Below are 13,453 nucleotides of genomic sequence, written 5' to 3'. Positions count from 1 at the left end.
TCATTCCGGGGCGGGGCTTGCGGCAAGAGCGGGTTCCGGCAAGATCTCTCGCCTGTTCAAATCTGGTAAAAATGTTCTTTCTCGGCGCCGCACTTGGGACAGACCCAGTCCGCCGGCAGGTCGGCAAAAGCGGTGCCTTCTTCGATGCCATTGTCGCAATCACCTTCCGCCGGATCGTAAACATAACCGCAGGGGCATTCGTACTTGTCCATGATGGTTCTCCTCTTAAGCTTGAATTAAACAGGCCTTGCTAAATTTCCCAGATCAGCGGCGCCAATTATGCAGAAAAAATAAAATGACAAAGGTCTATGTCGGCGGGGCATTTTGGGGCTAATCCGGCCACAACAACCACGCCCCAGCTACAGTAATATCCCCCGGCATTAGCCGGTTTTGCTGTTGATAATCCCTACTATATATCCTGGGCCGGTAAAAATCCATAAAAAATAAGGGGGGTGGCTAATGATACATATGCCCGGCCCGATCTTGCCAGGTCAGCCAAAGGGACAGAGAGCGCTGGAGATAATAAGGATAAAGCTAAAGGAGAAGCGGACTTCGCAATAATGAGAGTCGGCTGAAGGATAATCCTGGATTTACCGGCGGGGCACAAATTATCAGATCCGGCGGCTGGTTACTCCCGCATGGCGATCAGGTCAGGCCAACCAGAGGATTGATGAGTTCAGGGCAGTCTGCGACCGCTCCTTGGCCGATGGGCGGAGGCCATCGCGGCCTGCCGGCAACGACAAAAGGGCAACCTGAAATCGATAGAAGGCAGGGGCCGCTCCTCTCCCTGGCCCACCCAGGAATGCTGACTAGGTAATGAAGAATAGCAGCAGCATCAACATGGCCACCGTAAAGACCGCTGTGGAACCAACGGTGAACAGCGAACGGCTGAAGGTTTCCAGGAAACGCTGCTCGGCCCCGTCGGGACCCTCGATGCGGACCCCGGTCAATTGCCAGATCGGTTTGACCACCAGCAGGCAGAGGCGGGCCGGGCCGTCGATGAAGAAGCGGTTGAGGCGGCGGGGCACTTCTTCGGCCAGGGTGGCCTGACCCCAGTCGTTGACCCTGGTCATCCCCTTTTGCATGGCCAGCAGAAAGAGCCGACCTCCCATCCGGTAGAACCAGTCCATGTCCAGGCTGAGCTTGGCCTTGGGGGCCATCTTGCTGACAAAGAGGTAGAAACCGACCCCGGTGAAGAGCAGAATCTGGACCACCTCCGCAAAGTGGTAGGCGGTATAGGGGTTGAACGACGCTTCATACGGCAGCATGTTGTAAAGATAAGGTGTGTAAACCCCGATCAGCAGACAGAGGAAGGCGGCAATTCCCATGGCCAGCTGCATGTGCAGGGGCGGATCGGCGGCCTTGTTCCAGGTTTCCTCGGAACACTTGTTCTCGCCGAACCAGATCACGTAGGGGATCTTGATGCCCACCGAGAGGAAGGTGCCCACCGAGGCCAGCAGCATAAGATAGGCCGCCCAGTAATGGGAGGCCTCGAAGGTGCCGGCCACCACCATGGTCTTGCTGACAAAACCGCTGAGAAACGGAAAGCTGGAAATGGACAGCCCGCCAATCACCGTGAAAAACAGGGCCATGGGCATCTTTTTGTACAACCCGCCCAGTTCGGTGGCCTTGCTCTTGCCGGTCATGTAGAGCACCGAACCGACCCCCATGAACAAGAGGGCCTTGTAAAGGATATGGGCAAAGGCATGGGCGATGGCACCGTTAACCGCCAAAGCCGTGCCGACCCCCACCCCGGCCACCATGAAGCCCACCTGGCTGATGATATGGTAGGAAAGCAACCGGCGCGTGTCGTTGCTGAGCAGAGCGTAGATGACCCCGTAGAGGGTCATGATCACCCCCAGAACAATCAGGATCTCCATGCCGGCAAACCCCCGGCACAGGGCGTAAACCGCCGTCTTGGTCGTAAAGGCGCACATGAACACCGCCCCGCTGACCGTGGCCCGGCTGTAGGCGTCGGGCAGCCAGGCGTGCAGGGGCGGTACGGCGGCATTGAGGATCACCCCGATCATGATCAGCCAGACCGGCAGGGTCGGGTTGACCACGTCGAACTGGTTGAAGCTCAAGTCCCCGGTGGCCTGGTAATGCAACACAATGCCGGCCAGCAGGGCCACCCCACCGGCGGTATGAACCAGCAGGTAGCGATAACCGGCGGCCAGAGCGCCGGGAGTGCCCCGGAACCAGACCAGGAAGGTGGAGGAAAAGGCCATGACCTCCCAGAAGAGGAACAGCACCAGCAGATCACCGGCGAAAATAACCCCCAAGGAGCCGGCCACGTAAAACCAGGCCGAAATATGCTCGTAATCGTTCTCGACGTGGAGGCCGTAAAGGGTGCCGATGATGCACATCAGGGTCATGATGTAGGCAAAGACCAGGCTGAGCTGGTCCACCCGGCCGAAGGTCAGCTCCCAGTTGAGGAAGGGAAAGACCCCGAAAACCCCCTGCTCCATCTGCAGCACGGCGGCAAAGGCCAGCACCGGCACCAGCAGCAAAAAGGGCTTGCGCGCCACCCCCTTCACCATGGGCAGCACCAGGGCCCCGATAATCAGCACCAGCGCTGGATGAAACCAGAATTCCGTCACAGCAGGCTCCTCAACTTAAAGGATTTTCAAAAAACCTTATTAACGGTCGTAGTAATCTTCACGGGTCAGCAGCCCCAGGGCCCCAAGCCCCTTGGCCACAATGATCAGCAGCACGCAGCCGATCAGACCAAAGAGTGACCAGAACCCGGGCAGATGCTCAAGCACGATGTGGGCGTAGCTCTTGTCGAGCAGCAAAGCATCCCACAGCAGCACCCCGGCCACCACCAGGTAGCAGAAACGCCGGACCAGCAGGGGACGCTCTCGCAGGTAATCGATCATCCGGACCAGCATCATGGCATCACCATTTTCACAAACTGCATCATCAAATCGGGATAGACCCCGATAAAAAGCGAAATAGAGGCGGCCAACACAATGGGCGCCACCATGATCAACGGCGCTTCCTTGATTCTCGTCGGGAGCACCTCACCGGCCGGCGGTTTACCGAAAAAGGCGTGATAAACCACCGGCGCAAAATAGGCCACGTTGAGCATGGTGGAGGCCAGCAGCACCAGAATAATGGCGATCTGACCGGCATCCAGGGCCCCCACCAGCAGGTACCACTTGCTGATAAAGCCGCCCACCGGGGGCGCGCCGATCATGGAAAGCGAGGCCACGGCAAATGCCCCGAAGGTAAAGGGCATCACCCGCCCCAGACCGCCCAGCTCGGAAATATTTTTCTTATGGGTGGCCACGTAGATGGCCCCGGCGCAGAAAAAGAGGGTGATCTTGGCAAAGGCGTGGTTGACGATGTGAATCAGGCCCCCCTGCACCGCCACCGGCGAGAGCAGCGCCACCCCCAGCACGATATAGCTGAGTTGGCTCACCGTGGAATAAGCCAGCCGGGCCTTGAGATTGTCCTTGGTCAGGGCGATGATGGAGGCGGTGATGATGGTAAAGGAGACGATATAGGCGGTGACCAGCCCCAGGTTCAAGTCGTCCATCAGGTCGATGCCGAAGACATAGAGCATCACCCGGGTGGTGCAGAAAACCCCGACCTTGACCACCGCCACCGCATGCAACAGGGCGGAAACCGGGGTGGGGGCCACCATGGCGCCGGGCAACCAGGCGTGCATGGGCATGATGCCGTTCTTGGCAAAACCGAAAAGGCAGGCGAAAAAGAGGATCACCACCATGGCGTCCGGCGTGGCGCCGGGAATGATGCCGGCATGAATGCCGTCGGCAAATTCCAGGGTACCGGCGATGGCGAAAATAACGATCAAGGCCGGCAGCACCAGGCCCACCGAACCGCCCAGCAGGAAGACCAGGTACTTGCGGGCCCCGCCCAGGGCTTCCCGGTCCTGATGATGAGCCACCAGGGGGTAGGTGGAAAGCGAGAGCATCTCGTAGAAGAGATACATGGTGAGCAGGTTGGCGGAGAAGGCCACCCCGATGGCGGCGCAGAGCGACAACGCGAAGCAGACCATGAAGCGGGTCTGGGCGTGCTCGTTGAGCCCCCGCATGTAACCGACGGTGTAGGTGGCGGCGACAATCCAGAGAAAAGAGGAAACCAGGGCGAAGACCATGCCGAAGCTGTCCACCCGCAGGGCGATGGAAAGCTCGGGCAGCACCCGGATCAGCTCCACTTCCACCACGTTGCCAGCCAGCACCCAGCCGGCCAGGGAAAAGACCATGGCGAACTTGATGCCGGCGGCCAGGAAAGTCCAGAACTCCCGCAGATTGGGCCGGCTACCGCTGATGGCGATCAGGGGCACGGCGGCCAGCGAGGCGCAAATGGCGATCACCGGGGCTATTTGATAAAATGAGGGTGAAAACATCTTAAGCTGTGGTTACCTCGCAGTTCAGCAAACCGCCATTAAAAACCGGCCGGGATCGACCAGCCGATGAAATAGATGACCACTTCCTTGGTATAAAGCCCCAGAAGGATCAGGCTGGCGGCGGTAATGACCATGGGAATAAGCATGCTCAAGGGCGCTTCCCGGCGGGCCACCGCCGGCTGAGCGTCATGGCCGCCGTGGCCGCCGTGGCCATCATGCCCATGGGTCGCCTCCTGCTCCAAAGCCTTCGGGTCGCCGAAAAAGGCGATCTCCAGCATCTTGAAAAACATCACCGCCGCCACCAGGCTGGCAATCAGCAGGGCCGCCAAAAAGACCCAGGCGCCGGCCTGGGCCGCTCCCTGGATCAGGTAATACTTGGAGAAAAAGCCGCAGGTGGGAGGAATACCGATAATCGACCCCGCCCCGATCACCAGCACCACGGCGGTAATGGGCATGCGGGTAAAAATACCCTGCATGGCCGCCATGGAGGTCTGGCCGGTGCGATAAATCACCGCTCCCACCGCCATAAAGAGACACAGGGTCATCAGGCCGTCGGCCAGAATGTGGTAAACCGCGCCGGTGTAACCAGCGGCGTTAGCCACCCAGGCTCCGCCGGTCATGTAGCCGATTTCGGCCACGATGATATAGGTCAGCATCTTACGCAAATCACGCTGGGCCAGGGCCGCGATCATCCCCAACACCGCCGCCGCCGAGGCCAGATAAATCACCAGCTGACCCCAGGCGATGGAATCGAAGACGTAATCGACGGAAAAAATCGTGAACATTACCCGCAGCATGATATAAACGCTGACCTTGGTCATCAGGGGGGCGATCAGACAGGCAGTGGTAGTTCCGGCGAGGCTGTAAGCGTTGGGCAGCCAGGCATGGAGGGGAAACAGGGCCATCTTGATCCAGACCCCAAGGATGATGAGGGTGAAGCCGATGCGCACACTAACCGATTCCTGCAACTCCGGGCGGCTGAGGATTTCAGCCAGATCGGCCATGTTCAGCGAACCGGTCATGATGTAAAGGTAGCCCACGCCCAAAAGATAGAAGCAAGCCCCGATGGTCCCCACGATCAGGTATTTGAAAGTGGCGAAATAGGCCGGCCCCCGGCCCCGGGCCAACAAACCGTAGCTCGACAGGGCGGCTATTTCCAACAGTACATAAAGGTTGAAAACGTCGCCGGTGGCGGTCATCCCCAACAGGCCGGTGACCAGCAAGCAGAAAAGGGCGTAGTACTGGTGCAGGCGGTCGGGGTTGTCCTGCTGGGCGGTCCGCAGGGAATAGATCGCGGTCAAGAGGGCGCAGCCGGACACCAAAACCAGGACCAACCCGCTCAGATGATCGATAACCAGTTCGATCCCCAGCGGCGGCGGCCAGTCGCCCAGGTAATAATGAACCGCCTGGTTGTCGGCCATGACCAGACCCAGGCTGATCAAGGAAAAAAGCAGGGATGCGGCCAGAGCGCTGATCAGAAAGCCGTAGGCGAAACGCGGCCCCAAGGGGCCGGCGACGGTCAGCAGCAGCGCGGCAAACAGGGGGACGGCAATAATGAGAATGGGAGCCTGGTCGATCATCATCGCCGCAGATCCTCCAGGATTTCATCCTCCTCGATGGTGCCGTGGACCCGCTGGATTTTCTGGAGGATGGCCAGGGCCACCCCCAGGGTCGCCACCCCAACCACAATGGCGGTGAGGATCAGAACATGAGGCAACGGGTTGGCATAGGCGGTAGCATCCAGCAGGGGCTGCTTGTCCGCCGTAAACTGGATGATCGGCACCGTGGCTCCCCGCTTGACCCCGATGGAGACGAAAAAAAGGAGAATGGCGGTCTGGAAGATGACCATACCGATGATTTTCTTCATCAGGTTGTTCTTGGCGATCATCCCGTAAAGCCCGATGAAGAGCAGTACCAGGGCGGCCCAGTAGTTGTATTTGGCGATGATGAAGGGAAAAAGCTCATCCATGATCTTACAGGCCCTCGTCGAGATCCCCGCCCGAGGCGAGATCGTAATAAAGCGAAACCATGACCGACATGACCGTGATCCCCACCCCGACTTCCACCGCCAGAATGCCGTGGGAGCGAGCCATGACCTCGGAAACCCCCAGTATCCCGGCCAGGCCGGCGTAGCCGAGGAAATTCCAGCCCATGGCCAAGCAGATGGCTCCCACCGAGGCATAAAGCAAAACCCCGCCGGCCACGCAAACCAGGACGGCCTGCTCCTTAAAGCGGTCTATGGTGAATTTCAGGTTGTAGCAAAGCGCCAGGAGAATGAAGCTGGCCCCGAAAATCACCCCGCCCTGGAAACCGCCGCCGGGACTGTAATGGCCATGGCCAAGCACATACAGGGCGAAAATCTGCATTAACGGGATGATCAATTGGGCCGCGCCCCGTAAAACCGTGTCGCGACCTTCCCGTCGCGGCCGCGGGGGGAGAATTTTCGGTCGTTTGCGGGGCATATGGCGCAAAACTATCATGACGATAAGGGCGGCCACGAAAACCACCACCGCCTCGAACATGGTATCGTAGCTCCGGTAGTCGGCCAAAACCACGGTGACGATATTGGGGGTGGCGGTCTCGCCGTAGCCTTGGTTGAGAAAGTCGGGAGAAAGATGAGTGCTGGCCGGCGAACCGGGATCAGCCCAGTCGGGCAGATCTACCGCTGCCTTGAGCATGATCAAAGCACAAATTATCAGGACAACGAGAGTGAGCCGCTTCAATCCTTACTCCTCCGTTTGACATACTGGGCGGTGGCAAGGATGACCACCGTGCTGATTCCGGCTCCCACCGCCGCTTCGGTAAAGGCCACGTCCACCGCCAGCATTTCCGTCCACATCAGGCAGATCAGAAAGCTGTAGGCCCCGGTAACCACCGCGCAACTGACCAGATCCTTAAGCGAGAGCGCGGCAATGGCGCAGATCACCATCATCAGCAGGATCAACAGGTCGAACTGCCAGAGCAGGCTCGCATCCCAGGTCATGAGTCACCCTCCGGCCGGTCGGGCTTTCCGTCCTTTCCGGGCACGGATCCCGCTTCGCCGCCGCCCCCTGACCCTTCCCGCTGCTGATGTTTGCTCCAGCTCGGCAGCTTGGCTTCGTAGCCGGCGTCAATGATGGCGTGGGTGGCGGTGGGACTGGCTAAAAAGACAAAAAACACGATCAGGGAAAGCTTGACCGCGGTCAGCAGAGTTTCACCGTTGAAGTCCCGCAACAGGTAAAGAATCAGGCCGCCCAGGAGCAGGGCGGTGGAAAGGGTGTCGCCCTTGCCGGCGGCATGAACCCGGGTATAAAAATCAGGGAAGCGGAGCAGACCCACGGTGGTGGCGAAAAAAAGCATAAATCCGCTAAGCATCAGAATAATGACCAAGCTGTTGAGCAACATCTTTTCTCTCCTCAGCCCTCTGGGGTCGTCTTAGGGGACACCAGCCCTGCCGCCGGGGGCGGCGCCGAGGGGGCCGGCTCCGCCTCCTCGGCATCCCGCGGGGCGGGCTGGGACAAGCGCTGGTAGAAGCGCGCCGCGGCGATGGTGGTGATGAAGTTGAGCAGGGCATAGGCCAGGGCGATATCAATGAACATCTCCACCCGGGCATCCAGGGTGCCGACAATTATAATCAGGACGGTAGTCTTCATCCCGATAACATTGACCCCGAGAATGCGGTCGATCACGGTGGGGCCTTGAACCACCCGGTAAAGACAGACCAGCATCAGCACCAGCAGAGCCACCCCGAGAGCTATAAAGAACTGTTCCATATTCACCGCCGGCCTCCTTCAAAAACCCAGGCCACCCAGCGTTCCATTTCCCCGGGTCCATCCCCGGCCAGATCACCGGCCGCTTTAACGGTGATGGCATGCACGTAAAAGACATCGTCCTGAATCCGCACAGTCACCGTCCCAGGAGTCAGGGTAATGGAATTGGCCAGAACAAAACGGGCAAACTCGGTATTCAGCACGGTCTTGAAGGTGATGATATCGGGTTCCATCAACTCCTTGGCCTTGGGCGAAAGGGCCAGACCGGCAATATGGATGTTGGCCAGGATGATCTGCCAGAAAAGCCAGACCGAATATTGAAGAAATCGGCCGATTTCAGCCAGCATCGCCCCGAATTTCTTGGTGTGGCCGGCAAAGAGCAGGTCATGGGACAGCCAGGTTACCAGGCCGCTGGCGAGCAAGCCCATCCCCAGGTGAAAGAGGTCGAACTTTCCGGACATCACGATCCAGAAAGCGAACATCACGCAAAAAGTAATAATGACGGACATGGCCCGGCCTATTTCTCCGACATCAGGGAGGAATGGTGTTCCACGATCTGCCAGCGATCGCCCTGCCAGCGATAAACGAAGGTGAAGCGGGCGGTGGCGGCAAAGGCCGCTTCGCCGGGAGGGGCGAAGTTGAAGGTATAGACCCCCGAATTGATGGCGATATCGTTGAAGATCCGGATATTGCTCTCGTCGATCTTGCCCTGGGGTTTCTTGGCCAGGAAGTGGACGAAATAATCCCGGATCTCCGAGTGGTTATGGCGGACCTGGTTGGAAACGGTGGGCAGCAGGATGCCGTTGAAGGCGTAGAGAGCGGTGACCTGGTCGGGATCGCCGCTCTGCAGGGCCTGGTTCCAGGTATCGAAGAGGGCGGCGACTTCAGCTTGCTGTGACATGACACACACCTCTTTTAGGCGAAGGTTTAAAAAGCGGGGCGGGGAAGCAGGCTCGCTTTCCCGCCCCGACATTGCCATAATTTAGGGTGATGGCAGCAAGACCGGCATCCCCATCAGCGGCCAGACCAGCAGGACCGCCAGGGCCACCAGGGCCATCAGCATAATCGAGGCCGGAATACCGGCGGCGAAGAACTGGCCGCTGGTGAACTGCTTGGAGTTATAGGCGATGGCGTTGGGGGCCGCGCCCACCAGCAGCAGGAAGGGCATCCCGGCCGTAATCAGGGCGGCAAAGACGATAACCTCGGGGGCCACGCCGAGATAGGGCGCTACCACCAGGGCCACCGGCACCGAGATGGCGATCGCCGCCACATTCATGATGAAGTTGGTCATGATCATGACGAAGAAGGCGATGCTGAGGACGAAGACGAACCAGTGCGATTCCTGGAAAAAGCCCAGCCAGTTGATGGCCAGCCATTCAGCCGCCCCGGTCTGCCAGAGACAGAAGCCCATGCTCATGGCCCCGGAGAAAAGGAGAACGATGTTCCAGGGCACCGCCTCGAGGTCATTGATGTCCAGAATCTTGAGAATGAAGAACAGCAGGGTGGAAACCAGCAATACCGCCGCCTTGTTGAAGGCCTGAAGGGCGGGAATAAATGATTGCATGGACAAAAAGACGATGACCCCCAGGACGATGATCCCGGCCAGTTTTTCATCACGGGTCATGGGCCCCATGGCGGCGTTGAGTTCCCGGGCCTTTTCCCGCAGGCCGGAAATTTCCGCCTTTTCCGGCTTGAAGAGGATCATAATCAAACCCCAAAGGGCGAAGACCATCAACCAGCCGATCGGGAACATATAGAAAGTCAATTCAAAGAAGGAGATTTCCCGGCCAGTAATCTGCTGGAAAAAGCCCAAGGCGACGATGCCGCGGGCGGCGCCGAGCAGGGTGATGATGCTGCCAGCCCCGGCCACGAAGGCCATGCCGATGAACAGCCCCTTGCCGAACTTAGTGGGCCGGTCGCCCTCGCCATAGAGGGCGTAAATGGAGAGCAGCAGCGGATACATGGTGGCCGCCACCGCCGTATGGGCCATGACATGGGTGAGCAGGGCGGTGATCACGAAGCAGCCCAGGTAGATCATACTGGTCCGCTCCCCGACAATGTCCAGCATCTTGTAGGCCATGCGCTTGGTGATCCCCACCTTGGTGAAGACCGCCCCGATGATCAGGGAGCCGAAGATAAAGAGAACCGCGGGATCCATGAAGTCCTTGAAGGCCTCACTGGCCGGCCGGATAAAGAAGAGAGCCTGGACCACCCCGATGGTTAACCCGGTCACCCCGATGGGCAATACCTCGAAGACCCACCAGGTACCGGCCAGCAGGAAAAGGGCCAGAGCTGCCTTGCCCTGAGGCGAGAGGACGAATTCCTTGCCCATGGGATCGAAGGCACTGGGCCAGGGAGGAGCGTAATAGACCAGGCAGAAAAGCCCGATCCCCAGAAACAGGAAAAACCATCTGAACCAGTCAATTTTGCGAGGAGTCGCAGCCAAACCCATTTTCTCTTCTCCTGCGTCTTGCGCGCTTGTCGCTGTATTTGCCATAAATTTAACCTCTCCCTTCCGCGCCCGCCGCCGGGCTCGTCACGGATTATTAATAACTTCGAATAAATGACTGGAATCTATCATCACTCCAAAAAAACCGGGAAAACCGCCGGTGCCAACCCGCCCTATCAATCGGCACAACGCCTGACAATAGCGTTGAAAATCTCCTCCAGGCGGATCACCCCGATCACCGCGTCGTCGGCGAGAACCGGCAATACTGTTTCATTATGGGCCAGCATGATTGAGAGGGCCTTCATGGCCGAATCAGTCTCCTGGACCGGAGTGGGCAGTTCGGTCATGAATTCTTTAATGTTCTTGCGAAAGCGGATATTGCATTCATCAAAAAATGAATCTCCCCAGAGGATGGCCAGGTTGGGGAACTCGCCGGGCTTGCCCTCGTAGCCCTTAAACATCTGGGCCATATTGGGGTCGAGCCCCTTGACGATGCTCGGGATATTGACCCGGCCCACCAACTCGTGATTGGCATTAATCACCAGAATATCGGCATAGCGCATCCGCTGATCATCGCCGCAGGTATGCCCCCGCAGCACCTTGACCGCCTCGTTCAAATTCTGATCCTCATTAACGTGAGGAAAGCGCTTCATCGGAATGACCAAGCCCTTCACCAAAAATTTTTCCCTGCCCTCTGTGTCAGCGGCCATGACAGCCTCCTTGCGATAGAAAGAAAAATGAAGAAAAACAAAAACGCCTTCACCGACAACTGTGATGAGGCGCCTGATCAATTGTCAGAGGGGCCCTGCGACCCCTTGGACAATAAATTTTAATGGCCGGCCTGAAGCGATGTGCCATTTTTGCCTGTCCTTGGGCTCGAAACAACCCTAAAAGAGGGGGCTCGCAAGCACCCTGAGCATTTCGGTGCCCGTTTAAGGAACTGCCCATAACGCCCTCACTGAATGGCTGTTCATAATTCTCCAACCGAATGACTGTCAAGGGATTTTTACAATAACCATTCCTAAACTCAGTTTTGCTCAAGAGGATAAGTCCTCAGGCGTGGGACCGGATTGCAGGCTAAAGGACCAAGAGTACGGCTTTTTGATCTGGGATAAAAAAAAGAGAGGGAGAAGCGGCAAGCTCTGCCACAAACAGCGAAAAATCCCCCCGGTGACTGGACCAGCCGGCTGGCTCAGGACGAGCGAGCCAGGGCTTCGGCGTAGGCGATATGAATTTTTTCAACCAGTTCAACCAATTCAACCGGCTTGAGACAATAATCGCTGGCCCCGCAGGCGATACCCTCCATGCCGGCGGTGATCGAGGCGTGGCCGCTGAGCATGATCACCGCCACTTGCGGCCACCGTTCCTTGATCCGGCGCAGGCAGCCCAGCCCGTCAAGATCCGGCAGCATCACATCGAGGATCACCACCTGGCTGGGGGCATCAGCCAGGGCGGCCAGGGCGGCTTCGCAACTGGTGGCGGTCCGGACCGCGAATCCCCGGAAGCTCAGGCGCCGCGAGAGGGCCTCGAGGAACTCGATTTCATCGTCAACGATCAGCAATTGCAATGGTTTCGGCATCGGTCAACCCCCCGGTTGCAGCAGCGACTCCAGGTCGCTGATTATTTTCTGGCGATAACATTGAACCATTTTCTTGTCCCCCATGACCATATCGATCTGGCGGGTATGGATCAGCAGGTAGCCCACCACCTTGAGGCGCTCGAGCAGAAAGGGCGCCTCCATTTTTTCCAGGCGGGCGGTGAGGGTGTCGTCCTTACGCACCACCCGGAAATCGTAACGTTCCAGCACCTCGCCGATCAGGTCGATCCGCAGCAGCCGGCGCCGGTCATCGGCCGCCCCGCCCTTGAACTGGAAGCTGACGTAGTTTTCGGTGAGCAACTCGGAGATATGGCTCTCCACCAGGGCGAAATGATAGCCCAGGCGAATGCTCATGTTGCAGAAGTTACGAGAAATCAGAAAGTAACTGCGGGCATTGTAGTTGGAACGGATCGCCGGTTCCAGATCCGGATTCATGGTCGAACGGAAGAGGATGGAGCCGAATCCCCGCAGGTTGACCGGCGGCGGCCCCTGCCAGGGAAAGGCGGTCATTCCCCGCCAGATGGCCAGCATCGGCTGGGATACGATATGGTCCAGGTGAATGAAGGGCTGGCTGGGATCATGCTCGGGGGCAAAACCGTCCTCCAGGTCGATGACCCACCAGGTAAAGGGCGACTTGCCCACCAACTGCTTGGCGGCCCCGGCCGCGAAGCCCTGGCGGGCCCCGAAGGCGAACATTTCCGCCACCGCCTTTTCGTGGCAGTAACGGGTGATGTCGTGCAGGGTGCGGCAATTGCCGGGCCGAAAAAAAGGCGAGGTGGGATCCAGCAGGGTAAGCGGAGTAATCAGGGCGGCGGCTTCGGCCAGCACCCGGTGGACCGGGCTGCCGATCATCAGTTTGGGCGGGGGCGGGGCCTGGGCCAGGAGATCGGCTCGCCGACCCGCGTAAACCCGCAGACCGGTGGCCTCCACCGTGACTTCGGTCCCCGGCGCCAACCGGTCGCGGGCCCCGGCAAGGCCGAAAATGGCGGGAATGCCGAACTCCCGGGCCACCGTGGCGAGATGGGCCGCGCTCTCCCCGGTTTCACTCAGCACCGCCGCCGCCCGGGGCAACACCACGGCCCATTCCGGCAGGGGGTGGGTGACCAGCAGGACCGCGCCCCGGGGAAAACCAAGCAAGTCCTGCTCGTTGCGGACCGGGTAAACCTCCCCGGCGGCCGCCCCGGCCGAGACCCGGATCCCGCCCCGCATCAATAAGCCTTCCTCCGGCTCGCCGGAGGCCGGGGCCGCTTCAGCCCCCTTGCGGGGCGCTTCCCCGGCAACCT

General features: G+C 59.0%; 16 protein-coding genes. All 16 read right to left on the bottom strand.

Going from position 1 to position 13,453, the window contains the following annotated elements; translation table 11 throughout:
• Positions 1-56: 56 nt before the first annotated feature.
• Positions 57-212, bottom strand: coding sequence for a rubredoxin (locus tag ACHHTY_RS10815; RefSeq protein ID WP_395494155.1), 156 nt, complete (start codon positions 210-212; stop codon positions 57-59).
• A gap of 597 nt (positions 213-809) precedes the next feature.
• Entirely contained in the window at positions 810-2,600 is a 1,791-nt protein-coding gene (locus ACHHTY_RS10810; protein ID WP_395494153.1) for a Na(+)/H(+) antiporter subunit D, read from the bottom strand.
• 39 nt (positions 2,601-2,639) lie between these two features.
• Complete coding sequence (locus tag ACHHTY_RS10805) at positions 2,640-2,894, bottom strand: hypothetical protein (RefSeq protein ID WP_395494152.1); 255 nt, start codon at positions 2,892-2,894, stop codon at positions 2,640-2,642.
• Complete coding sequence (locus ACHHTY_RS10800; RefSeq protein ID WP_395494151.1) at positions 2,891-4,375, bottom strand: monovalent cation/H+ antiporter subunit D family protein; 1,485 nt, start codon at positions 4,373-4,375, stop codon at positions 2,891-2,893. Before ACHHTY_RS10800 ends, ACHHTY_RS10805 begins: the two co-directional genes overlap by 4 nt.
• Positions 4,376-4,413: 38 nt before the next feature.
• Positions 4,414-5,958 carry a complex I subunit 5 family protein gene (locus ACHHTY_RS10795; protein ID WP_395494150.1) on the bottom strand — a complete coding sequence of 515 codons (1,545 nt, stop codon included), beginning with the start codon at positions 5,956-5,958 and terminating at the stop codon, positions 4,414-4,416.
• Positions 5,955-6,344, bottom strand: a complete 390-nt coding sequence (locus tag ACHHTY_RS10790) for a cation:proton antiporter subunit C (protein ID WP_395494149.1) — start codon at positions 6,342-6,344, stop codon at positions 5,955-5,957. The genes ACHHTY_RS10795 and ACHHTY_RS10790 overlap by 4 nt, the downstream gene beginning before the upstream one ends.
• Before the next feature lie 4 nt (positions 6,345-6,348).
• A complete protein-coding gene (mbhE, locus tag ACHHTY_RS10785) occupies positions 6,349-7,098 on the bottom strand; it encodes a hydrogen gas-evolving membrane-bound hydrogenase subunit E (protein WP_395494147.1) in 750 nt (249 codons plus the stop codon).
• On the bottom strand, positions 7,095-7,358 hold the full coding sequence (locus tag ACHHTY_RS10780) for a Na(+)/H(+) antiporter subunit B (protein ID WP_395494146.1): 264 nt from the start codon (positions 7,356-7,358) through the stop codon (positions 7,095-7,097). The genes mbhE and ACHHTY_RS10780 overlap by 4 nt, the downstream gene beginning before the upstream one ends.
• Positions 7,355-7,759, bottom strand: a complete 405-nt coding sequence (gene mnhG, locus ACHHTY_RS10775; RefSeq protein WP_395494145.1) for a monovalent cation/H(+) antiporter subunit G — start codon at positions 7,757-7,759, stop codon at positions 7,355-7,357. The genes ACHHTY_RS10780 and mnhG overlap by 4 nt, the downstream gene beginning before the upstream one ends.
• Before the next feature lie 11 nt (positions 7,760-7,770).
• A complete protein-coding gene (locus ACHHTY_RS10770; protein ID WP_395494156.1) occupies positions 7,771-8,127 on the bottom strand; it encodes a monovalent cation/H+ antiporter complex subunit F in 357 nt (118 codons plus the stop codon).
• Positions 8,128-8,129: 2 nt separating this feature from the next.
• Positions 8,130-8,633, bottom strand: a complete 504-nt coding sequence (locus ACHHTY_RS10765) for a Na+/H+ antiporter subunit E (protein WP_395494144.1) — start codon at positions 8,631-8,633, stop codon at positions 8,130-8,132.
• A gap of 8 nt (positions 8,634-8,641) precedes the next feature.
• Positions 8,642-9,025: an SgcJ/EcaC family oxidoreductase gene (locus tag ACHHTY_RS10760; RefSeq protein WP_395494143.1), complete on the bottom strand. Its 384-nt coding sequence runs from the start codon at positions 9,023-9,025 to the stop codon at positions 8,642-8,644.
• Positions 9,026-9,106: 81 nt separating this feature from the next.
• On the bottom strand, positions 9,107-10,576 hold the full coding sequence (locus tag ACHHTY_RS10755; RefSeq protein WP_395494142.1) for an SLC13 family permease: 1,470 nt from the start codon (positions 10,574-10,576) through the stop codon (positions 9,107-9,109).
• Between the two features lie 173 nt (positions 10,577-10,749).
• On the bottom strand, positions 10,750-11,283 hold the full coding sequence (locus ACHHTY_RS10750; RefSeq protein ID WP_395494141.1) for a CBS domain-containing protein: 534 nt from the start codon (positions 11,281-11,283) through the stop codon (positions 10,750-10,752).
• Positions 11,284-11,765: 482 nt separating this feature from the next.
• Positions 11,766-12,152: a response regulator gene (locus tag ACHHTY_RS10745; protein WP_395494140.1), complete on the bottom strand. Its 387-nt coding sequence runs from the start codon at positions 12,150-12,152 to the stop codon at positions 11,766-11,768.
• 3 nt (positions 12,153-12,155) lie between these two features.
• A partial coding sequence (locus ACHHTY_RS10740) for a PEP-utilizing enzyme (protein WP_395494139.1) occupies positions 12,156-13,453 on the bottom strand: 1,298 nt, incomplete at its 5' end.

Origin of the sequence: Desulfurivibrio nitratireducens (assembly GCF_044068515.1) — a bacterium.
Lineage (GTDB): Bacteria > Desulfobacterota > Desulfobulbia > Desulfobulbales > Desulfurivibrionaceae > Desulfurivibrio.
Note: the sequence above shows the minus strand (reverse complement) of the source record. Positions and strands in the feature narration are given on the sequence as shown.